Source organism: Streptomyces sp. B6B3 (assembly GCF_039871525.1).
GTDB lineage: Bacteria > Actinomycetota > Actinomycetes > Streptomycetales > Streptomycetaceae > Streptomyces.
The window spans coordinates 235,798-255,752 of sequence record NZ_JBDPLU010000013.1 but is presented as its reverse complement, the minus strand read 5'-3'; the positions used below and the strand labels follow the sequence as shown (position 1 = coordinate 255,752).

At 73.5% G+C, this 19,955-nt stretch carries 18 protein-coding genes; 13 read left to right on the top strand and 5 right to left on the bottom strand.

The genetic code is table 11. From position 1 onward, the window contains the following. Positions 1 to 45 precede the first annotated feature (45 nt). Together ABGB06_RS25620 and ABGB06_RS25615 are read right to left on the bottom strand one after the other, a co-directional pair. Positions 46 to 897, bottom strand: a complete 852-nt coding sequence (locus ABGB06_RS25620; RefSeq protein ID WP_347593359.1) for a glutamate ABC transporter substrate-binding protein — start codon at positions 895 to 897, stop codon at positions 46 to 48. Between the two features lie 74 nt (positions 898 to 971). After that, entirely contained in the window at positions 972 to 1,757 is a 786-nt protein-coding gene (locus ABGB06_RS25615) for an amino acid ABC transporter ATP-binding protein (protein WP_347593357.1), read from the bottom strand. 235 nt (positions 1,758 to 1,992) lie between these two features. On the opposite strand from ABGB06_RS25615, the gene ABGB06_RS25610 reads away from it, so the two are divergent. After that, positions 1,993 to 2,691, top strand: coding sequence for a response regulator transcription factor (locus ABGB06_RS25610; protein ID WP_347593355.1), 699 nt, complete (start codon positions 1,993 to 1,995; stop codon positions 2,689 to 2,691). A gap of 21 nt (positions 2,692 to 2,712) precedes the next feature. Beyond that, the gene (locus ABGB06_RS25605) at positions 2,713 to 4,134 is read left to right on the top strand and encodes a HAMP domain-containing sensor histidine kinase (RefSeq protein ID WP_347593353.1); all 1,422 of its coding nucleotides are present in this window, start codon (positions 2,713 to 2,715) and stop codon (positions 4,132 to 4,134) included. A gap of 9 nt (positions 4,135 to 4,143) precedes the next feature. Here the strand turns inward: ABGB06_RS25605 and ABGB06_RS25600 are convergent, their stop codons facing one another. After that, positions 4,144 to 5,139 (bottom strand): TAXI family TRAP transporter solute-binding subunit, encoded by a 996-nt coding sequence (locus ABGB06_RS25600; protein WP_347593351.1) that lies wholly within the window; start codon positions 5,137 to 5,139, stop codon positions 4,144 to 4,146. A gap of 144 nt (positions 5,140 to 5,283) precedes the next feature. Here ABGB06_RS25600 and miaB point away from each other — a divergent pair, with 144 nt between their 5' ends. Genes miaB through ABGB06_RS25585 form a run of 3 tightly spaced genes read left to right on the top strand, consistent with a single transcriptional unit; the run spans position 5,284 to position 7,848 of the window. Next, positions 5,284 to 6,774, top strand: a complete 1,491-nt coding sequence (gene miaB, locus ABGB06_RS25595; protein ID WP_347593349.1) for a tRNA (N6-isopentenyl adenosine(37)-C2)-methylthiotransferase MiaB — start codon at positions 5,284 to 5,286, stop codon at positions 6,772 to 6,774. A gap of 54 nt (positions 6,775 to 6,828) precedes the next feature. Beyond that, positions 6,829 to 7,113 (top strand): hypothetical protein, encoded by a 285-nt coding sequence (locus ABGB06_RS25590; RefSeq protein WP_347593347.1) that lies wholly within the window; start codon positions 6,829 to 6,831, stop codon positions 7,111 to 7,113. A 27-nt stretch (positions 7,114 to 7,140) separates the two neighbouring features. Beyond that, positions 7,141 to 7,848: a class III extradiol dioxygenase subunit B-like domain-containing protein gene (locus tag ABGB06_RS25585; protein ID WP_347593345.1), complete on the top strand. Its 708-nt coding sequence runs from the start codon at positions 7,141 to 7,143 to the stop codon at positions 7,846 to 7,848. Between the two features lie 61 nt (positions 7,849 to 7,909). Here the strand turns inward: ABGB06_RS25585 and ABGB06_RS25580 are convergent, their stop codons facing one another. Further along, on the bottom strand, positions 7,910 to 8,194 hold the full coding sequence (locus tag ABGB06_RS25580; RefSeq protein WP_347593343.1) for a hypothetical protein: 285 nt from the start codon (positions 8,192 to 8,194) through the stop codon (positions 7,910 to 7,912). Between the two features lie 170 nt (positions 8,195 to 8,364). Here ABGB06_RS25580 and miaA point away from each other — a divergent pair, with 170 nt between their 5' ends. The 6 genes from miaA (at position 8,365) to panD (ending at position 15,581) form a co-directional block, all read left to right on the top strand. Continuing rightward, positions 8,365 to 9,312, top strand: coding sequence for a tRNA (adenosine(37)-N6)-dimethylallyltransferase MiaA (gene miaA / locus ABGB06_RS25575; RefSeq protein WP_347593341.1), 948 nt, complete (start codon positions 8,365 to 8,367; stop codon positions 9,310 to 9,312). Between the two features lie 108 nt (positions 9,313 to 9,420). Continuing rightward, positions 9,421 to 9,909, top strand: a complete 489-nt coding sequence (locus ABGB06_RS25570) for a hypothetical protein (RefSeq protein WP_347593397.1) — start codon at positions 9,421 to 9,423, stop codon at positions 9,907 to 9,909. Between the two features lie 61 nt (positions 9,910 to 9,970). Beyond that, on the top strand, positions 9,971 to 10,858 hold the full coding sequence (dapF, locus tag ABGB06_RS25565) for a diaminopimelate epimerase (RefSeq protein ID WP_347593339.1): 888 nt from the start codon (positions 9,971 to 9,973) through the stop codon (positions 10,856 to 10,858). 258 nt (positions 10,859 to 11,116) lie between these two features. Continuing rightward, positions 11,117 to 13,285, top strand: a complete 2,169-nt coding sequence (locus ABGB06_RS25560; protein WP_347593337.1) for an HD domain-containing protein — start codon at positions 11,117 to 11,119, stop codon at positions 13,283 to 13,285. Positions 13,286 to 13,492: 207 nt separating this feature from the next. After that, positions 13,493 to 14,974, top strand: coding sequence for a GTPase HflX (gene hflX / locus ABGB06_RS25555; protein WP_347593334.1), 1,482 nt, complete (start codon positions 13,493 to 13,495; stop codon positions 14,972 to 14,974). A gap of 184 nt (positions 14,975 to 15,158) precedes the next feature. After that, positions 15,159 to 15,581 (top strand): aspartate 1-decarboxylase, encoded by a 423-nt coding sequence (gene panD, locus ABGB06_RS25550; protein WP_347593395.1) that lies wholly within the window; start codon positions 15,159 to 15,161, stop codon positions 15,579 to 15,581. 106 nt (positions 15,582 to 15,687) lie between these two features. Here the strand turns inward: panD and ABGB06_RS25545 are convergent, their stop codons facing one another. Next, on the bottom strand, positions 15,688 to 16,848 hold the full coding sequence (locus ABGB06_RS25545) for a hypothetical protein (protein ID WP_347593393.1): 1,161 nt from the start codon (positions 16,846 to 16,848) through the stop codon (positions 15,688 to 15,690). A gap of 368 nt (positions 16,849 to 17,216) precedes the next feature. Between ABGB06_RS25545 and ABGB06_RS25540 the strand changes: the two genes are divergently transcribed. Continuing rightward, positions 17,217 to 19,217 (top strand): IucA/IucC family protein, encoded by a 2,001-nt coding sequence (locus ABGB06_RS25540; protein WP_347593332.1) that lies wholly within the window; start codon positions 17,217 to 17,219, stop codon positions 19,215 to 19,217. A gap of 22 nt (positions 19,218 to 19,239) precedes the next feature. Then, a complete protein-coding gene (locus ABGB06_RS25535) occupies positions 19,240 to 19,854 on the top strand; it encodes a GNAT family N-acetyltransferase (RefSeq protein WP_347593330.1) in 615 nt (204 codons plus the stop codon). Positions 19,855 to 19,955 lie beyond the last annotated feature (101 nt).

Sequence of the window (19,955 nt, the reverse complement as noted above, 5' to 3'; positions counted from 1 at the left end):
GCGGTCCGGCCAAGGGCGCGCCACTCCGATGTGCGGTGTGTCCGCTCAGTCCGTCTCGGTGATCTCCGGGGCCGGCTCGTTCTCGTAGTTGGCCGGACCGAAGTTCTCCTCGACGGCCGTGTCCCAGGAGCCGTCGCTGACCATCTTCTCCAGCGCCGCGTTGATGTCGTCGCGGAGCTGGGTCTCACCCTTGGGCACGCCGACGCCGTAGTGCTCGTCGCTCAGGTTCAGCCCGGCCAGCTTGAACTGACCCTGGTACTGGTCCTGGGCCGCGTAGCCGGCGAGGATCGAGTCGTCCGTGGTGAGGGCGTCGATCGTGCCGTTCTGCAGGGCCGGGAGGCACTCGGAGTAGGTGGAGAAGTTCTGCAGGTTGGCGTCCGGGGCGATGCTGTCCTGGACGTTCTGCGCCGAGGTCGAACCAGTGACGGAGCAGAGCGTCATGTCGTTGACGTCCTCCTCCGTGATGTCACCCTCGTCGGCCCGGACCAGCAGGTCCTGGTGGGCGAGGAAGTACGGGCCGGCGAAGTCGACCTGCTGCTTGCGCTCGTCGCTGATCGAGTAGCTGGCCACGATGAAGTCCACGTCGCCGCGCTGGAGCATGGCCTCGCGGTCCGGGCTCGGGGCCTCGACCCACTCGATGTTGTCCTCGGACACGCCCAGTTCGTTGGCGATGTAGGTGGCGACGTCGACGTCGAACCCCTCGTAGCCGCCGTCCGGCGTCTGCTGACCGAGACCAGGCTGGTCGTACTTGATGCCGATGCTGAGGGATTCGCCCCCGCCGTCACCGCTGCTTCCGCCGTCGCCGTTCTCGTCGCCGTCCTCGGAACCGCAGGCCGTGGCGGTCAGGGAGAGGGCGAGGACGGCGGCGGCCAGCGCGCTTGCCTTGCGGATTCTCATGGTTTTCGTGTCCTTGGGTTCGAGGATGGTTCGGATCTGCGGGGGGTCGGACGCCGCCGGGGCGGTGCGGAAACTCAGTGGTGCAGGATCTTCGACAGGAAGTCCTTCGCCCGGTCGCTGCGCGGGTTGTCGAAGAACTGGTGGGGCTCCGCCTCCTCGACGATCCGCCCGTCGGCCATGAATACCACGCGGTTGGCGGCGGATCGGGCGAAGCCCATCTCGTGGGTGACGACCACCATGGTCATCCCCTCCCTGGCCAACTGCTGCATGACCTCCAGCACCTCGTTGATCATCTCGGGGTCCAGGGCCGAGGTCGGCTCGTCGAAGAGCATCACCTTCGGCTGCATCGCCAGCGCGCGCGCGATCGCCACCCGCTGCTGCTGGCCGCCCGAGAGTTGCGCCGGGTACTTGTCGGCCTGGTTGCCGACGCCCACCCGGTCGAGCAGTTCGCGGGCCTTCCGCTCGACCTCCGCCTTGGACTGCCGCCGCACCTTGACCGGCCCGAGCGTCACGTTCTGCAGCACGGTCTTGTGGGCGAAGAGGTTGAAGGACTGGAACACCATGCCGACGTCGGCGCGGAGCCTGGCCAGTTCCCTGCCCTCCTGGGGCAGCGGCTGGTCGTCGATGGTGATGGCGCCCGAGTCGATGGTCTCCAGGCGGTTGATCGTGCGGCACAGTGTGGACTTGCCTGAGCCGGACGGGCCGATCACGACGACGACCTCGCCGCGCTTGATCGTGAGATTGATGTCCTGAAGCACGTGGAGCGCACCGAAGTGCTTGTTCACGCTGTCCAGGACGACGAGGTCCTCCGCCAGAGGCGCGGCGTCCTCCGGGTCCTTGGTCAGCGGTACGTCGCTCATCGTCGGATCGCTCCATCCTCGTCGGTTGCAGGGACCCTAACCACGGCGGGATACCTCGTCAGCAGATCTGAGGGGAAATTGAGCATAACGATCTGATCGAGTGCTGATGCGTTCTGTCATCGGCCATTACCGGGCGTCAGTGTTGGATAACGGAAGCGTCCGGCTCGGCCGGAGACACTTGACGTGGGCGCCCGCTTCGGAATGGATGCACGGTGAGGACGGAAGGAAGGACGGAATGAGACTGCTGCTGGTCGAGGATGACGAGCACGTCGCCGCCGCGCTGGTGGCCGTGCTCGGCAGGCACGGCTTCGAGGTGGTGCACGCCAGCGGCGGTGAGGAGGCGCTCGGCCTGCTGCGCGAGCGTTCCTTCGAGGTGGTCCTGCTCGACCTCGGGCTGCCCGACGTGGACGGCTTCGAGGTCTGCGGCCGGATCCGCCGCGCCAGCTCGGTGCCGGTGATCATGGTGACCGCCCGCGCCGACGTGCGCTCCCGCATCCACGGCCTGAACCTCGGCGCCGACGACTACGTGGTGAAGCCGTACGACACCGGAGAGTTGCTGGCCCGCATCCACGCGGTGAGCCGCCGCACCGTTCCCGCCGAGGCCGACGCCCCGCCCGCCGGCGGCGCCGTGCCCGACCGGGTGCTGGCGCTCGGCCCGGTCACCGTCGAGCTCTCCACCCGGCGGGTGTCGGTGGACGGCCAGCAGGTGTCGCTGACCCGCAAGGAGTTCGACCTGCTCGCGCTGCTCGGCCAGCGCCCCGGCGTGGTGTTCCGCCGCGAGCAGATCATCAGCGACGTCTGGCAGACCAACTGGGAGGGCACCGGACGCACCCTGGAGGTGCACGTCGCCTCGCTGCGGGCCAAGCTCCGCCGCCCCGAACTCGTCGAGACCGTCCGTGGCGTCGGCTACCGGCTGGCGCTGCCGGCCGCCTGATCGCACCGACCCCGCCACCCCGTGCGCTCCCGTCTCCTCCCGCTGCTGATCGTCCTGCTGGCCGGCGTGCTGCTGGCGCTCGGCGTGCCGCTGGCCGTCAGCCAGGCCGGCTCGGAGCAGGAGCGTGTGGTGGTCGACCGGATCGACGACACGGCGCGCTTCGCCTCCCTGGCGCAGTACGCGGTGGACGCCGGCCACGGCCGCGACTTCGGGGCCACCGGCGACCCGCTGGACATCCTGCGCCAGGAGCTGGACCGGTACCACGAGGTGTACGGCATCAGCGCCGGCGTCTTCCACCGCGACGGGGAGCCGCTGGCCGCCGCCCCCGCGGGCTGGGAGGTGCCCGGCGGCGTGCTGGGCGGCGAGTTCGCCGAGGCGCTCGCCGGTCGCCGCAGCCACCAGCCGGCGCAGGTCTGGCCCTGGGAGACGGACGCCCGGCTGCTGGTGGCGTCCCCGGTGATCAGGGACGGCGACGTGATCGCCGTGGTGGTGCTCGACTCGCCCACCGGACCGCTGCGGTCCCGCATCCTCAGCGGCTGGCTGCCCATCGCCGCCGGCGAGGCGGCCGCCATGCTGATCGCGGTCTTCGCCGCGTTCCGGCTCACCGGCTGGGTGCTGCGTCCGGTGCGGGTGCTGGACAAGGCCACCCACGAGATCGCGACGGGCCGGCTGACCGCCCGGGTCGCGCCGGCCGGCGGGCCGCCCGAGCTGCGCCGGCTGGCCGCATCGTTCAACGAGATGGCCGACCACGTCGAGGCGCTGCTGGAACGGCAGCGCTCGTTCGTCGCCGACGCCTCACACCAGCTGCGCAACCCGCTTTCCGCGCTGCTGCTGCGCATCGACCTGCTCGGCCTGGAACTGCCGGAGGGGAACGCGGAGTTCGCGTCCGTGCGGGGCGAGGGCAAGCGGCTGGCCCGGATGCTGGACGATCTGCTCGACCTGGCGCTGGCCGAGCACAGCCGGGCCAGTCTCCGGATCACCGACGTCGCCGCGCTTGTCGCGGAGCGGGTCGCCGCCTGGCGTCCGGTCGCCGACCAGCGCGGCGTGCGGCTGCGGCAGGCCGGCTCCGCCGCCGTGACCGGCTGGGCCGACCCGGTGGGCCTGGCCGGCGCGCTGGACGCGGTCATCGACAACGCGGTGAAGTTCACGCCGGTCGGCGGGGAGGTCAGCGTCACCGTGACGCCCCGCGGCGACGTGGTCACCGTGGAGACCGCCGACGACGGGCCAGGACTGGACGACGAGGAGTTGGCGCGCCTCGGCGACCGGTTCTGGCGCAGCGGCCGGCACCAGAACGTCTCGGGATCCGGGCTCGGCCTGTCCATCGTCGGCGCCCTGCTGGCGGCCGGCGGCGCCCGCGTCGCCTACACCCACAACACGCCACGGGGCCTGCTGGTGACGGTCACGCTGCCCCGCGAGGAGCCGGCCGACCACCCGCCCTCCTGAGACGCGGGGTCAGGACTTGACCGAGCGGTAGTAGCTGACGGCGCCCGGATGCAGCTCCAGCGGCTGGGTGTAGATCGCGGTGCGCAGGTCGACGCGTTGCGCCGCGTGCACCTCCCGCCCGATGCGGTCTCGTCCGTTGATCACCGAACGGGTGATCTGCTCGGCCACCGCCGCGTCGACCCGGTCCGTGGTCACCAGCAGGTTCGCCACCGCAACGGTGCGGATCGGCTCGCCGCCGACCAGGTCCGGGTACGCGTCGGGGGAGATCACGGCGGCCCGGTAGTACTCCGTGTAGTCGCCGCGCTTCCGCAGCTCCGGCAGCAGGTCGCCCAGCGGCACCAGCCGGACGTCCATGAGGTCCGCCAGGCTCTGCACCGCCGCGGTGGGCAGGCCGCCGGACCAGAAGAACGCGTCGAGGCGGCCGGCCTCCAGCATCCGCGGCATCGCGTCGATGCCCTTCTCGACGGCCACCACGTCCTCCGCCATGTCCAGCCCGGCGGCGGCCAGCAGCTCCCTGGTCACCAGCTGCACACCCGACCGGTCCTCGCCGACCCCGACCCGCAGGCCCGCCAGGTCGGCGGCGCTGCGCACCGGTGAGTCCTCGCGGACCACGAGCTGCATGTAGTCGTCGTAGAGCCGAGCGCAGGCGCGCAGTCGGTCGGCGTCCTCGCCGCCGTCCTGCTGGTAGTGGGCGAGCGAGTCGGCGGTGGCGATGGCGAAGTCGGCCGCGCCGGACACCAGCCGGTCGATGTTCTCCACCGACCCCTGGCTGGACTCCAGCGTCACGTCGAGGCCGGGCGCGTCCCCCGCCAGCTCCGCCCGCAGCAGCTCCCCGTACCTGGCGTAGACACCGCTGGGCACGCCGGTGCTGATGGTGAGCGACTCGGTCAGCCGCCGGCCCTCGCCGAACGCCGGTCGCCACAACCAGGCGCACAGCAGCACCAGCACCAGGGCGAGCCCCAGCCACACGGCGAGCGGCGGGCGGCGCGACAGCACGGAGACCATGTCCGCGATCCTCCGCGCTCGGACCGTCCGACGGCAACCCCCGTCGCCGGCGGGCGACCGCGTGGCCACGTAGACTGGACGACCGGCCGTGCCGCTCGCGCGGCCAGTTACCCGAATCCCGATCGACACGGATCGAGCCCTCGCATGCCGGAAGCCGCGCGCACCTACCAGGTCAGGACGTTTGGCTGCCAGATGAACGTCCACGACTCCGAGCGCATGGCCGGGTTGCTGGAGAAAGCCGGATACGTCAGGGCCGAGGCGGACGCCGGCGAGGCCGACGTCGTCGTCTTCAACACCTGCGCGGTCCGGGAGAACGCCGACAACCGGCTCTACGGAAACCTCGGCCAGCTGGCGCCCCGCAAGGCCGCGCACCCCGGGATGCAGATCGCCGTCGGCGGCTGCCTGGCGCAGAAGGACCGCGACGCGATCGTCCGCCGGGCGCCCTGGGTCGACGTCGTCTTCGGCACGCACAACGTGGGCCGACTGCCGGTGCTGCTCGAGCGGGCCCGGATCCAGCGCGAGGCCCAGGTGGAGATCGCCGAGTCGCTGGAGGCGTTCCCCTCCACGCTGCCGACCCGCCGGGAGAGCGCCTACGCCGCCTGGGTCGCGATCTCCGTCGGCTGCAACAACACCTGCACCTTCTGCATCGTGCCCGCGCTGCGCGGCCGGGAGAAGGACCGCCGGCCGGGAGACATCCTCGCCGAGGTGGAGGCGCTGGTCGCCGAGGGCGTCACCGAGGTCACGCTGCTCGGGCAGAACGTCAACGCGTACGGTTCCGACATCGGCGACCGCCAGGCGTTCTCGAAGCTGCTCCGCGCCTGCGGCCGGATCGACGGCCTGGAGCGGGTCCGCTTCACCTCACCCCACCCCAGGGACTTCACGGACGACGTCATCGAGGCGATGGCCGAGACGCCGAACGTCATGCCGCAGCTGCACATGCCGCTGCAGTCCGGCTCCTCGCGGGTGCTCCGGGCCATGCGCCGCTCCTACCGCCAGGAGCGGTACCTCGGCATCATCGAGAAGGTGCGCGCCGCCATTCCCGACGCCGCGATCACCACCGACATCATCGTCGGCTTCCCCGGTGAGACCGAGGCGGACTTCGAGGAGACGCTGCACGTGGTGCGGGAGGCCCGGTTCGCCCAGGCCTTCACCTTCCAGTACTCCAAGCGGCCGGGCACCCCGGCGGCCGAGATGCCGGACCAGGTGTCCAAGGAGACGGTCCAGGCGCGGTACGAGCGGCTCGTCGCCCTGCAGGAGGAGATCTCCTGGGCGGAGAACCGGCGGCAGCTCGGCCGCACCGTCGAGGTGCTGGTCGCGGAGGGCGAGGGCCGCAAGGACGACACCACCCGGCGCCTGTCGGGCCGGGCCCCGGACAACCGCCTGGTCCACTTCACCCGGCCCGAGCGGCCGATCCGGCCCGGCGACGTGGCCACCGTCGAGATCACCTACGCCGCCCCGCACCACCTGCTCGCCGAGGGCCCGGTCCACGCCGTCCGCCCCACCCGGGCCGGCGACGCGTGGGAGCGGCGCAACGCCGCGCCGGAGGAGCCCGCGCGCGGCGTGATGCTCGGCCTCCCGACGATCGGTGTCCCGGCCCCCGCGCCCGAGCCGGCGGGCGGCTGCAACGTCTGCTGAGGGCTGGGCGTCCCAGCCACCGACGGGATCGCGTCGTCGAATGCTGGAGGAGCTATGAATCGTTGGGCCCTGGTGGTTGAGCAGAGCATCGGCGTTGGTCAGAACATGCGGTGGGACGCCGAGGTGATCGTGGAGACGGACGGCTCTCGCGAGGAGGCGCTCCAACTGCTCTGGCACCACGTGCAGGGGTTCTCGCCACGCCATCCGAAGTACGTGCAGCGGCGGCGGATATATCGGGACGGTGACGGCTTCCTCGTCATCAACACCGGCACCAGCATGTCGGACTTCCCATGCCGGTTCCGGCTGATGGAGCTGGTGTCCGACACGGGGCCGATCTGACCACGGCGCGTGACGTAGAGTGCCGCCATGCTGGTCGCCGCCGCCGTCTGCCCCTGCCCGCCGCTGCTCGTGCCCGAGCTGGCCGCGGGCGCCGCTGATGAGTTGGACGGCGCGCGGGCGGCGTGCGCCGACGCGCTCGGCGTGCTGGCCGCCGCCCGGCCCGACCGGCTGGTCGTCGTGGGCCCCGCGGACGGGCCGGGGCGCGGACCGTTCGCCGCCGGCGCGCGCGGCTCGTTCCGCGGCTTCGGGGTGGACCTCGAGGTGACTCTCGGCCGAGCCGAGCCGACCGGGCGGACGCTGCCGCCCTCCCTGGCCGTCGCGGCCTGGTTGCTGACGCGCGGCGGCTGGGCCGCCGCGCCCGTCGAGGCGCTGGGCGTCGGGGAGCCGCTGGAACCGGCGCGCTGCGCCGCGGCCGGACGGGAGCTCGCGGCCGGCGAGGGGCGCCTCGCGCTGCTCGTGATGGGCGACGGCAGCGCGTGCCGTTCGGCCCGCGCCCCCGGCGCGTTCGACGAACGGGCCGCTGCGTTCGACGACGCCGCCGCGCGGGCGCTGGGCGACGCGGACACCGAGGCCCTGGCCGGCCTCGACGCGACACTGGCCGAGGAGCTGATGGCGGCCGGCCGGTCCAGCTGGCAGGTGCTCGGCGGCGCGGGGGAGGACGCCGGCCTCGGCGGGCGGCTGCTGTACCACGAGGCTCCCTACGGCGTGGGCTACTTCGTGGCCTCCTGGTCCTGATGGTCCCGAACGGGCCCAGATCCGGTCCTGAGCGCCCGTTCCGACCGGCGCGCCTCCCGGGCTACGGGTGGGCGCCCTCGCCCGCCTCGCTGTCGACCGCCTCCGCGGCGGCGGTCTGCTTCGGAATGGCCACCGCCTCGGCCTCGGCCTCCGTCTCGGCTCCGGTCTCGGCCCTGATCTCGGCTTCCGCCTCGACCTCGGTCCCGGTCCCGGTCTCGGACCTGATCTCGACCTCCGTGGACACCGCGCCCGCCTCGGTCGCGGTCGCCGTCCCGGCCTCGGTCGGCGCTTCCGACGACGGTGTCCCGCCCGGCCTCTCCCGACGGAACCAGCCAAACATTCCCATGCGTCTCTCCTGATCCTGCTCGACCCTGCTCGTTCGCGTGCTCGTTCGCGGGAACCGGCGCCGGATTCCCGCGAACGGCAAACGACCCGCGCGCCGGGGCGTCACGTCGCTCGTTCGGGGCCGTACCCGCGGCGCCCGCCCGCGCCCCTGCCGTCTGGGAGACTGCCGGGGTGACCAGCCCTGCCCCCACACCCCAGCTCGTCGCCGTGGTCGGACCCACCGCCGCGGGGAAGTCCGACCTCGGCGTCGCCCTCGCCGAGCGGCTCGGTGGCGAGGTGGTCAACGCCGACTCGATGCAGCTGTATCGGGGCATGGACATCGGCACCGCCAAGCTCACACCGGCGGAGCGGCGCGGTGTGCCGCACCATCTGCTCGACGTCTGGGACGTCACGGAGACCGCCAGCGTCGCCGAGTACCAGCGGCTGGCCAGGGAGCGGATCGACCGGCTGCTCGCCGCCGGCCGGGTCCCGGTGCTGGTCGGCGGGTCGGGGCTGTACGTGCGCGGCGCCATCGACGCCCTGGACTTTCCGGGCACCGATCCGGAGATCCGCGCCCGGCTCGAGGCCGAGCTGGAGCGGCAGGGCAGCGGGGCGCTGCACGCGCGGCTGGCCGCCGCCGACCCGGCCGCGGGCCGGGACATCCTGCCGAGCAACGGTCGCCGGATCGTGCGTGCCCTGGAGGTGATCGAGCTGACCGGCCGGCCGTTCACCGCCCGGCTGCCGGAGGGCGCGGCGGAGCGTGCCGTGTACCCCACCCTGCAGCTCGGCCTCGCCGTGGACCGCGTCGAGCTGGACGAGCGGATCGCCGAGCGGGTGGACCGCATGTGGCAGGCCGGGCTGCCCGACGAGGTGCGCGCGCTGGAGCGGGTCGGGCTGCGGGAGGGGCGCACCGCCTCGCGGGCCCTGGGCTACCAGCAGCTGCTGGCGGCGATGGCCGGCGAATGCTCGATGGCGGAGGCGCGCGACGAGACCGTGCGCGCCACCCGACGCTTCGCGCGCCGCCAGGAGTCCTGGTTCCGCCGCGACCGGCGGGTCCACTGGCTCGGCACCGGACGGCTGGCCGACGGCGGGCCGGAGAAGCGCGCCTGGGAGCTCGTCGAACGGACGGTCACAGCCTGATCACGTCATGGCATCGGGACGCTCCAAGCGGGCGGGAGCGGGTGCGGAGCGTGCCATCATCGACCAATGCTCCAGTCGTAGGCCGTTGAGTTGGGAGGGCGCGTGGCGATGGAAGCCGGCCCTCGTGAGAGCGACGGGGGCATCCCCGGAAGCCGCCTGGACGCGGACGCGGTCACGGCCGACCACCGTGCCGGGCGTCTGGCCGACGAGTCCGACGAGGAGTACGAGGAGGACCCGAGCGTCGCCTCCGAGGCCGCCGAGTCGTACGCCGAGCTGCGGCCCTCCCGCCGGCTGCGGCTGACCCAGCTGGCCCCGATCGCCCTGCTGAGCCTGATGGGCTCGCTGATGTTCGCCTTCCCCCTCGCGTTCGCCTTCGACCAGGCCGGCGGCGCGGTGGTGGCCATGCTCGGCCTGCTCATCGGCTGCAGCGCGGCCGGCTGGGGCATGATGGCCGCCCGCCGGGTCGGATACACCTGGCCGGGACTGCCCCCGCGCGGTTCGGGCCGCCGCCCCGACTGGCGGCTGCTGGTGCTGTACGGGCTGGGTGTCGGGCTCCTCGCCACCCTCGCGGTGTGGCGCGTGGCCGAGCTGCGCTGACCGTTCGGCCGGCGACCCCGGCCGGCGCGCGCTGTCGGTCGCGGCGACTACGATCGGACGGGTGAGCACCGCGCGCCGACCGATGCCGTTCCTGAAGGGACACGGCACGGAGAACGACTTCGTGATCCTTCCCGATCCGGACGGACGGCTGACGCTGTCCGCCGCCACCGTGACCCGGCTCTGCGACCGCCGCGCCGGCATCGGCGGGGACGGCGTGCTGCGCGTCGTGCGCTCGGCCGCCGACCCCGACGCCAGGGCGCTGGCGGGCGAGGCCGAGTGGTTCATGGACTACCGCAACGCGGACGGCGGGCTCGCCGAGATGTGTGGGAACGGCGTGCGCGTCTTCGCCCGCTATCTGCTGCGCGCCGGGCTCGCCAAGCCGGGTGAGCTGGCGGTCGCCACCCGCGCCGGGGTGCGCCGGGTGCGGATCGACGACGCCGAGCACGGCGACGTCGCGGCGACGATGGGCGCCGCCCGGCTGCCGGACGGCCCGGGCGAGAGCGTCACCGTCCGGGTGGGGGAGCGCGGCTGGCCCGCCCGCCACGTCGACATGGGGAACCCGCACGCCGTGGCCTTCGTGACCGACCTCGCCGACGCCGGACGACTGCTGGACCCGCCCGAGGTCGCGCCGGCCGCGTCCTTCCCGCGTGGCACCAACGTCGAGTTCGTGGTGGACCGCGGTCCCGGGCACCTGGCGCTGCGGGTGCACGAGCGCGGTTCGGGCGAGACCCGCTCCTGCGGCACCGGCGCCTGCGCCGCCGCGGTCGCGGCCGCCCGCCGCGACGGTCTGGACCCGGCGGCCGACGGCCGCCCCGCGGCCTTCACCGTGGACGTGCCGGGCGGCCGGCTGCGGGTCACCGAGGACCCCGACGGATCGGTCACGCTCTCCGGGCCAGCCGTCATCGTCGCCGAGGGCACCGTGGACCCGGCGTGGCTCGACGCCGAATGACCCGGATCGCCGGCCGTTCGACGGGTCGGTGAGCTGGCGGAGCGTCACATCGGCCGCCCCGCATTGTTTCAGCCAGCTTTCGTCCGACATAAGTCACTCGGATGGGTGATCCACCACGAGACGGGCGACTGTGGGGCCGTACCACGTGTTCGGCTCGGTAACATCAAGCACCGGCGCCGCTGCGAGGACACATCGCGATCACGGGGATCACGGGGATCGGCCGCGGTCCGGTCGACCGGACCGCGGAGGTGCCACCCCATGAGCACAGAGGCGACCACACCGAGCGACAGCGACCACCGGCGACGCGCCTCCCGGCGGGACGTGGTGCTCCTTCGCCGGCTCGGCCGGGCCGCGTTCTTCCGCGCCGGCACCGCCACCCGCGACCGGATGCCGGACGCCATCGAGCACGTCGCCCAGGCGCACCGTCGGCATCACCCCGGCGCCGACCTCGACACCCTGCGCCGCGCCTACCTGCTCGCCGAGTCGGCCCACCGCGGTCAGACCCGCAAGAGCGGCGAGCCCTACATCACCCATCCGCTCGCCGTCACCCTGATCCTCGCCGAACTCGGCGCCGAGACGACCACGTTGACGGCCTCCCTGTTGCACGACACCGTCGAGGACACGGACGTGACGCTGGATCAGGTGCGCGCCGACTTCGGCGACGAGGTGTGCCACCTGGTCGACGGCGTCACCAAGCTGGAGAAGGTGGACTACGGCGCCGCGGCCGAGCCCGAGACCTTCCGCAAGATGCTGGTCGCCACCGGCAGCGACGTCCGGGTGATGTCCATCAAGCTCGCCGACCGGCTGCACAACATGCGCACCCTCGGCGTGATGCGGCCCGAGAAGCAGGCCAGGATCGCCCGGGTCACCCGGGACGTGCTCATCCCGCTGGCCGAGCGGCTCGGGGTTCAGGCCGTCAAGACCGAGCTGGAGGACCTGGTCTTCGCCGTCCTCCACCCCGAGGAGCACGCCCGCGCCGAGGAGTTGCTCCGGGCGCACCGGGAGCGGGACGACGATCCGCTGGCCGACGTCGCGAAGTCGGTGCGCGGCGTGCTCCGTGAGGCCGGGATCGCCGCCGAGGTGCTGGTGCGCCCGCGGCATGTGCTCTCGGTGCACCGCACCCGGGTGAAACGCGGCGAGCTCGGCCCCTGCGACTACGGCCGGTTGCTCATCCTCGTCGCCGAGAACGCCGACTGCTACGCGGTGCTCGGCGAGCTGCACACCTGCTTCACGCCGGTGGTCGCGGAGTTCAAGGATTTCATCGCGGCCCCCAAGTTCAACCTCTACCAGTCCCTGCACACCGCGTTCTCCGCGCACCGGGGAGACGTCGCCGAGGTGCTGGTCCGCACGTACCGCATGCACCGGGTCGCCGAGGCCGGCGTGGTCGCGCTGGGCGACCCGCACCGCGGTGGCGAGGCGGATCCCTCCGATCCCGCGGACGTCGCGGCCGAGGACGGGGAGCGGGCCGATCCCACCCGCCCCGGCTGGCTGTCCCGGCTGCTGGAGTGGCAGCGACAGGCCACCGACCCCGACACCTTCTGGACCGCGCTGCGCGACGAGCTCGCCAGGGACCGGGAGATCACCGTCTTCGCCGAGGACGCGGACGAGGGTCCGCTGCACCTGCCGGCCGGCGCCACCTGTGTCGACGCGGCCTACGCGCGGCACGGCCAGGCCGCGCACGACTGCATCGGCGCCCGGGTCAACGGGCGGCTGGCCACGCTGCGCACCGTGCTGCGGGACGGTGACACGCTGCGGCTGCTGCTCGCCCCCGACGGCGCCTCCGGGCCGTCGCCCGAGTGGCTCGAGTACGCCGCCACCCCGGCCGCGCAGATCCCGATCCGCCACTGGTTGGCGGGCCGCCCGCAGGCGCCGGCGGACGGCGAGCAGGCCGGGTGGCGCCCCACCCCGGCGGGTGCCGCGGGGACGGTCCCGGTGCCCGACGCCGGCGCGGAGCCGGAGGCGCCGCGCCGGACGGAGCCGGCCGCGGTGGTCGCCGGCGCGCCCGACGCCCGGGTGCGGCTGGCCGGCTGTTGTACGCCCGTGCCGCCCGACCCCATCCGTGGCTTCGCCGTGCACGGCGGGGCCGTCACCGTCCATCGCGAGAGCTGCCCGGCCGCGGTCCGGATGGTGTCCGCCGGCCGGCATCCGCTGCCGGTGAGCTGGCGGTCCGCCTCCATCGGCTGCCGGGTCACGCTGCGCGCGGAGGCGCTGGGCCGACCGCATCTGCTGGCCGACCTCACCGAGGCGCTGGCCACCCACGGCGCCGCCGTGCTGCAGGCCGAGGTCACGCCGCCGCGCCAGCAGCGGGTCCGGCACACCTACACGCTGCGACTGCCCGATGCCTCGGGGCTGCCCCGGCTGATCAGGGCGATGCGGCGGGTGCCCGGCGTCTACGACGTCTCCCGGGCGTCCCGGGCCACCGGGTGACGGCCACCGGGTGACGGCCGCGGGATGACGGCCACGGGGTGACCGGGCGCAAATCAGGGTGACGGGCCCCGGCCCTCGTGCCACCATGGTTCGTGCGCCGCGACGGGAATGTCAGGGGACGTCCCGGCGTTGTCCACGTGACGGACGCATCGGGCTTCGGTCCGATTCCCCTCGATTTCGACATGTTTCCCGACCCTAAGGATCGCATTGACCTTCTCCTCTCTTCCTCAGGACCCCCAGAGCCCCGCCGCGAGCCGCCGGGCCGACGCCCTGATGGATGAGGACGTGGCCTGGGACGACACGGAGAGCCTGGACGGCGAGCAGTTCGACCGCGAGGAGCGCGCCGCGCTCCGGCGGGTCGTGGGCCTCTCCACCGAGTTGGCCGATGTCAGCGAGGTCGAGTACCGGCAGCTGCGCCTGGAGCGCGTGGTGCTGGTCGGCGTCTGGACGTCGGGCACCGCGAGCGACGCGGAGAACTCCCTCGCGGAGCTGGCCGCCCTCGCCGAGACCGCCGGCGCCCTGGTGCTCGACGGCGTGATCCAGCGCCGCGACAAGCCGGACGCCGCCACGTACATCGGCTCGGGCAAGGCGAAGGAGCTGCGCGACCTGGTGCTGGAGACCGGCGCGGACACGGTGGTGTGCGACGGCGAGCTCACCCCGGGGCAGCTGATCCACCTGGAGGACGTCGTCAAGGTCAAGGTGGTGGACCGCACCGCCCTGATCCTCGACATCTTCGCGCAGCACGCCAAGTCCCGTGAGGGCAAGGCCCAGGTGTCGCTGGCTCAGATGCAGTACATGCTGCCGCGGCTGCGCGGCTGGGGTCAGTCGCTGTCCCGGCAGATGGGCGGTGGGGGTTCCAGCGGTGGCGGCGGCGGGATGGCCACCCGCGGCCCCGGTGAGACCAAGATCGAGACCGACCGGCGGCGGATCCGCGAGAAGATGGCCAAGATGCGCCGGGAGATCGCGGCCATGCGCACCGGGCGCGAGGTGAAGCGCCAGGAGCGCCAGCGCAACCGCGTGCCCTCGGTCGCCATCGCGGGATACACCAACGCGGGCAAGTCCTCGCTGCTCAACCGGCTCACCGGCGCGGGCGTGCTGGTGGAGAACGCGCTGTTCGCCACCCTCGACCCGACGGTCCGCCGGTCCGAGACGCCGAGCGGCCGGGCGTTCACCCTGGCCGACACCGTGGGCTTCGTCCGGCATCTGCCGCACGACCTGGTCGAGGCGTTCCGCTCCACCATGGAGGAGGTCGGCGAGGCCGACCTGATCCTGCACGTGGTGGACGGCTCGCACCCGGTGCCCGAGGAACAGCTGGCCGCGGTGCGCGAGGTGCTCCGTGACGTCGGCGCTCGGGAGATCCCGGAGATCGTGGTGGTCAACAAGGCGGACGCCGCGGACGAGCTCACGCTCCAGCGGCTGCTGCGTGCCGAAAGCCGTGCCATCGCCGTGTCGGCCCGCACCGGGCAGGGCATCGACGAGCTGCTGCAGTGGATCGACACGGAGCTGCCCCGCCCCGGCATCGAGCTGGAGGCGCTGGTGCCCTACGCCGAGGGCGGCCTGGTCGCCCGCACGCACGCGGAGGGCGAGGTGCTCTCCGAGGAACACACGGGCGAGGGCACCCTGCTCAAGGCCCGGGTGCACGAGGAACTGGCGGCGGCGCTGGCACCGTACGTGCCCAGCCTGAGCTGAGCAGCGTCCCGAGCCCGGCGCGGGTCGACACCCGCGCCGGGCTCGACCTGTCCGGACTCGGGACGGGCCGGCACGGGGTGACCCACCACACGTCGGGCGCCGGCCACGCCCGGCTAGCATGGATTCGACGGCGCGCATCCCCGCGACGGGGAGCGCGACCCTGCCACGCTGGGAGAGCCGCATCGTGTTGCGCACCATGTTCAAGTCCAAGATCCACCGTGCCACGGTGACCGAGGCGGACCTGCACTACGTCGGCTCGGTGACGGTCGACGCCGAGCTGATGGAGGCCGCCGACCTGCTGCCGGGCGAGCAGGTGCACATCGTGGACATCACCAACGGCCACCGCCTGGAGACGTACGTCATCGAGGGCGAGCGCGGCTCCGGCGTGATCGGCATCAACGGCGCCGCCGCGCATCTGATCACCCCGGGCGACCTGGTGATACTCATCAGCTACGCGCAGGTGGACGACGCCGAGGCGCGGTCCCTGCGCCCCGCCGTGGTGCACGTGGACGCCGGGAACCGCATCGTCGGGCTCGGCACCGACCCCTCGGAGCCGGTGCCCGGCGGCGACACGGTGCGCGGGCCGCTGGCCGTGGCGGGCGGCTGAGCCAGCCGGCCGAGCCACGGGCCGAGTGTCCCGAACACGCCGGAGGGCCCGGCATCCGAGCGGATGCCGGGCCCTCCGGCGTGTTCCCGTGTGGGGGCGCGTCGAGTCAGCCGCCGTTCGTACTGACCTCGGTGAGCACGCCCTCCGCCTCGTCCTCCAGGCGCGGCCCGGCGAGCCAGGTGGACTCCAGCGGGCCGATCGAGTTGACCGAGATCAGCTCGGGACTGCCGTCGTCACCGGTGCGCAGCCAACCGCCGCCGGACGAACCGCCGGTCATCGAGCAGCCGGCCCAGTACATCACCGGCATCGCGGCGTCGAGGGACAGCCGGCTCGGGGTGCCGGTGCAGGAGTACGCCTGCTCGCCGTCGTACGGCGCGGCGGCCGGGTAGCCGTACAGGTTGACCTCGCCGATGCCGGAGACCGCGGGCGCGTCGAAGTTGACGTCCACCGCGCCGCCGACCGTCTCCTCCAGGGACTGGCCGCCGCCCTCCTCAGGCGTCACGGAGAGGACCGCGAAGTCGCCGTGCGCCCCCGCGCCGCCCATGTCGGAGCCGCTGTCCACCCAGTACTGCGTGGTCGACACGTAGTCGGCCCACCAGACGCCGTACGGGGCGGCCTCCTCCAGGCCCGCGCTGTACAACTCGTCGGTGCTCAGGGCGTTGTTGTTGTAGTACGGCACGAAGCTGATGTTCCGGTACCAGCCGCCCTCGGCACCCGCGTGCACGCAGTGACCGGCGGTGGCCACGAGGTTCGACTGGCCGGGCGCGTTCGGGTCGGCGATCACCGTGCCCGAGCAGACCATCGAGCCCTCGGGGGTGTCGAAGAAGACCCGGCCGATGGGTGCGTCGCCGTCGCTCAGCGGACCCGGCACCTGGACGGCGTCCACCACGGACGGTTCGGGGTCGGTGATGCCCCGGTCGTCGTCCGGGTTGTCGTGCTCCGGAGCCTGCGGGTCCTCCTCGATCTGGTCCTCGTCGATCTCCTGTTCGGGATCCTCGGCGTCGCCCATGCGGTCCGGGTCCCACAGACCATCGATGATCGGGTTGACGAAGTCGCCGATCTCCCGCAGCCAGGTGTCACGGTCCCAGTTGCGCCACTCGCCGTCCATCCAGGCGTCGACGTCGAAGTCGAACGGCAGGTTGTCGATGGCGTCCTGAAGGCTGTCGTCCGTCGCGCCCGGGTCCTCGGACGACGAGGCGTCGCCGCCTCCCTCCTCGCCCGAGCATGCCGTGGCGGTGAGCGTGAGACAGGCTGCCAACGCCGTCACCGCAAGGGCGAGACGGCGGCGACCCGGTCGCCTGCGTATCGATGACATGGATGAACTCCCCCTAGGTGTTCTGTCTTGAACCGTATGTTGTTGTCTGCGGGGTGTCGGACGCCGTCTGCGTCCACGACATGCGCCTCCTCGCAGGCGAGGCCCCTCCACTATGCCGTTGACCATCTGGACGGCGGCAGCGGGGTCCCCGGTTCCGGGGTCGGGGATGAGCGGGATCTTGCCACAGACCCGTTATCACTCGGGGGTTCCGTCGTTACCCGAACGGGGGATCGCCACTGGTGTCCCCATGACCGTGGACCAGGCGACGAAGGAGGGAGGCGCGCGGGCGGCGCCTCGGGACGCCCGCGCGCCGCATACGGATGACCGCACAACCCCGCCACCCCGACCGTCACCGGATCACCGGAACCAGAGAACCCGGCGTCCCCCCGCAGTCCCGTCGGGAGGCCGACGCCGGTCCCGACGCGCCGTCCGGCCTGGCCCTCGCCGATCCGGCGGCGCCGGACGGCGCGGCCGGCGACCCGCGGGACCCCCTGGAGCACCCCGACGCCGCCCGGGCGGCCGACGCGGCGGCCGTGGAGGGCCTGCTGCGCTGCTGGGTGCGCGAGACCAGCCTCGGCCCGCCCGACGGCGCGGCGCTCTACGTTCCGCTCGCCGCCTCGGGCACCGCGCTGCGGGTCCCCGTCCGGCACTGGTCCGCCACCGGCTGGCACCGGTTCGGCGGTCCGGCGCTGGCCGGCGCGCCGGCCGACGCCGCCCCGCTGGACGCCGTCACGCTGGCGGCGCTGCTGGCCAGGGAGGCCGCCCACCTGGGCGAGTTCGTGCCGGATCCCGACCCCACGGCCGACCACGAACCCGAACCGGATCCGGCGGCCGACCTGGTGGGCCGGGTCGCGGACTCGGTGCGCCGCGCCGCGGTGTTCCTGGCCGCCCGCCGCACCGCGCCCGACCCACCTGCGGCCGTCGACCGCTTCCTCGACGCCGAGCAGGCGCTGGTGTTCGGCCACCCGCTGCATCCGACGCCGAAGAGCCGGGAGGGCCTCGTGGACCTCGACGCCCGGCGCTTCTCGCCCGAGCTGCGCGGCTCGTTCCGGCTGCACTGGATGGCTGTCGACCGCTCCGTGCTGGCCGCGGACTCCGCCTGGCGCGAGGGCGGCGACATCGTGCCCGCGACGGCGCTGGCCACCCGGCTCGCCGGGGACGGGCTGCCGAGCCTGCCCGCCGGCTGCGTGCCGCTGCCCGTGCACCCCTGGCAGGCGCGCCAGCTGACGCACCGGCCGGCGGTCGCGGCGTTGCTGGACAGCGGGGCGCTGCACGACCTCGGCGAGCACGGCGAGCCCTGGCACGCCACCTCCTCGGTGCGGACCGTGCATCGGCCGGGCTCACCCGCCATGCTCAAGCTCTCACTCGGCCTGCGGATCACCAACTCCCGCCGCGAGAACCTCCGCAAGGAGCTGTACCGGGGCGTCGAGGTGCACCGGCTGCTGTCCGGCGGACTGGCGGCCGAATGGCGCGCGGCATGCGCCGACGACCCGGAGGACGTGGGGGGCGCGGACGGGCCGGGCTTCGACATCGTGCGCGATCCGGCCTGGCTGGCCGTGGACGACGGCGACGGCCGCCCGGTGCTCGGCCTGGACGTGGTGGTGCGGCACAGCCCGTTCGGTCCCGACGAGGACGTGAGCTGCCTGGCCGGACTGACCGCGCCGCGCCCGTGGCCGGGTCGGCCCCCGGGCGAGCTGCGCTCCCGGCTCGCCGACGTGGTCGGCGCGCTGGCCGCCCGCACCGGCCGGGACACCGGCGCGGTCAGCGTCGAGTGGCTGCTGCGGTACCTGCGCGTGGTCGTCCGGCCGGTGCTCCGCCTCGACGCGGTCGCCGGCATCGCGCTGGAGGCGCACCAGCAGAACACCCTGGTGCTGCTCGACGCCGAGGGCTGGCCGGCCGGCGGGCGCTACCGCGACAACCAGGGGTACTACTTCCGCGACTCACACCGCGAGGCCCTCCAGCGGCGGCTGCCCGGCGTCGGCGAGCGCTCCGACACCTTCGTCACGGACGAGGTCACCACCGAGCGCTTCGCGTACTACCTGGGCATCAACAACGTGTTCGGCCTCGTCGGCGCGTTCGGCGCCCAAGGGCTGGCCGACGAGGGGGTGCTGCTCGCGGCGGTCCGGCGTTTCCTGGGCGCCGAGGGCGCGCGCCGCGACGGTCGCGCCGTCTCCCCGCTCGTCGCCCACCTGCTGGAGTCCCGGACCCTGCGCTGCAAGGGCAACCTGCTCACCCGGCTGCACGGCCTGGACGAGTTGGTCGGACCCGTGGACGGCCAGTCCGTCTACGTCACCATCGCCAATCCGCTCGTCGCGTCCTGACGTCCGCCCCCAGGAGGCCCGCGTGCCCGCCCCGTTATCCCCACCACCCGACACCCCCGCACATCCCGGCGACGGCCCGCCCGCCGACCGGCTGGACGACGTCGCCCGCTGGGGCCCGCTGCGCACCCCCGCGGGGTCGTTCCTGCTGCGGCCCATCCGCCTGACCGAGGATCTGCCGCTGCTCACCGCCTGGCTGAACGATCCGGTGGTGGACGCCTTCTGGTGCCTCGCCGGACCGGCCGAGCGCACCGCCGCGCATCTGCGACCCCAACTCGACGGCGACGGCCGCAGCGTGCCCTGCCTCGGGCTGCTGGACGGCACCCCCATGAGCTACTGGGAGGTCTACCGCGCCGACCTGGACCCGCTCGCCCGCCACTACCCCTGCCGGCCGCACGACACCGGGCTGCATCTGCTGCTCGGCCGTGCCCAGGACCGGGGCCGGGGCCTGGGCACCCAGCTGTTGCGCGCCGTCTGCGAGCTGGTGCTGCGGCACCGGCCGCGGTGCCAACGGATCGTGGCCGAGCCCGACGTGCGCAACGCCGCCTCGATCGCCGCCTTCCGGGCGGCGGGCTTCCGGCAGGACGCCGAGGTCGAACTCCCGGACAAGCGCGCCGCGATCATGCTCCGCGACCGCTGACCCTCCCACCGACAGGAGAGCCCCGTGCCCGCATCCGCCCCTTCCGAGCCCTCCACGCCGTCCCAGCCGACCCCCTCGTCCCCGCCGTCCACGCCGTCCAC

Bases quoted from the DNA above. Each gene is read 5' to 3' on its own strand.
- ABGB06_RS25580 (WP_347593343.1), bottom strand. From the start codon at position 8,194: ATGGGAATGTTTGGCTGGTTCCGTCGGGAGAGGCCGGGCGGGACACCG.
- ABGB06_RS25585 (WP_347593345.1), top strand. From the start codon at position 7,141: ATGCTGGTCGCCGCCGCCGTCTGCCCCTGCCCGCCGCTGCTCGTGCCC.
- ABGB06_RS25615 (WP_347593357.1), bottom strand. From the start codon at position 1,757: ATGAGCGACGTACCGCTGACCAAGGACCCGGAGGACGCCGCGCCTCTG.
- ABGB06_RS25610 (WP_347593355.1), top strand. From the start codon at position 1,993: ATGAGACTGCTGCTGGTCGAGGATGACGAGCACGTCGCCGCCGCGCTG.
- ABGB06_RS25590 (WP_347593347.1), top strand. From the start codon at position 6,829: ATGAATCGTTGGGCCCTGGTGGTTGAGCAGAGCATCGGCGTTGGTCAG.
- ABGB06_RS25600 (WP_347593351.1), bottom strand. From the start codon at position 5,139: ATGGTCTCCGTGCTGTCGCGCCGCCCGCCGCTCGCCGTGTGGCTGGGG.
- miaB (WP_347593349.1), top strand. From the start codon at position 5,284: ATGCCGGAAGCCGCGCGCACCTACCAGGTCAGGACGTTTGGCTGCCAG.
- ABGB06_RS25620 (WP_347593359.1), bottom strand. From the start codon at position 897: ATGAGAATCCGCAAGGCAAGCGCGCTGGCCGCCGCCGTCCTCGCCCTC.
- ABGB06_RS25540 (WP_347593332.1), top strand. From the start codon at position 17,217: ATGACCGCACAACCCCGCCACCCCGACCGTCACCGGATCACCGGAACC.
- ABGB06_RS25570 (WP_347593397.1), top strand. From the start codon at position 9,421: ATGGAAGCCGGCCCTCGTGAGAGCGACGGGGGCATCCCCGGAAGCCGC.
- ABGB06_RS25560 (WP_347593337.1), top strand. From the start codon at position 11,117: ATGAGCACAGAGGCGACCACACCGAGCGACAGCGACCACCGGCGACGC.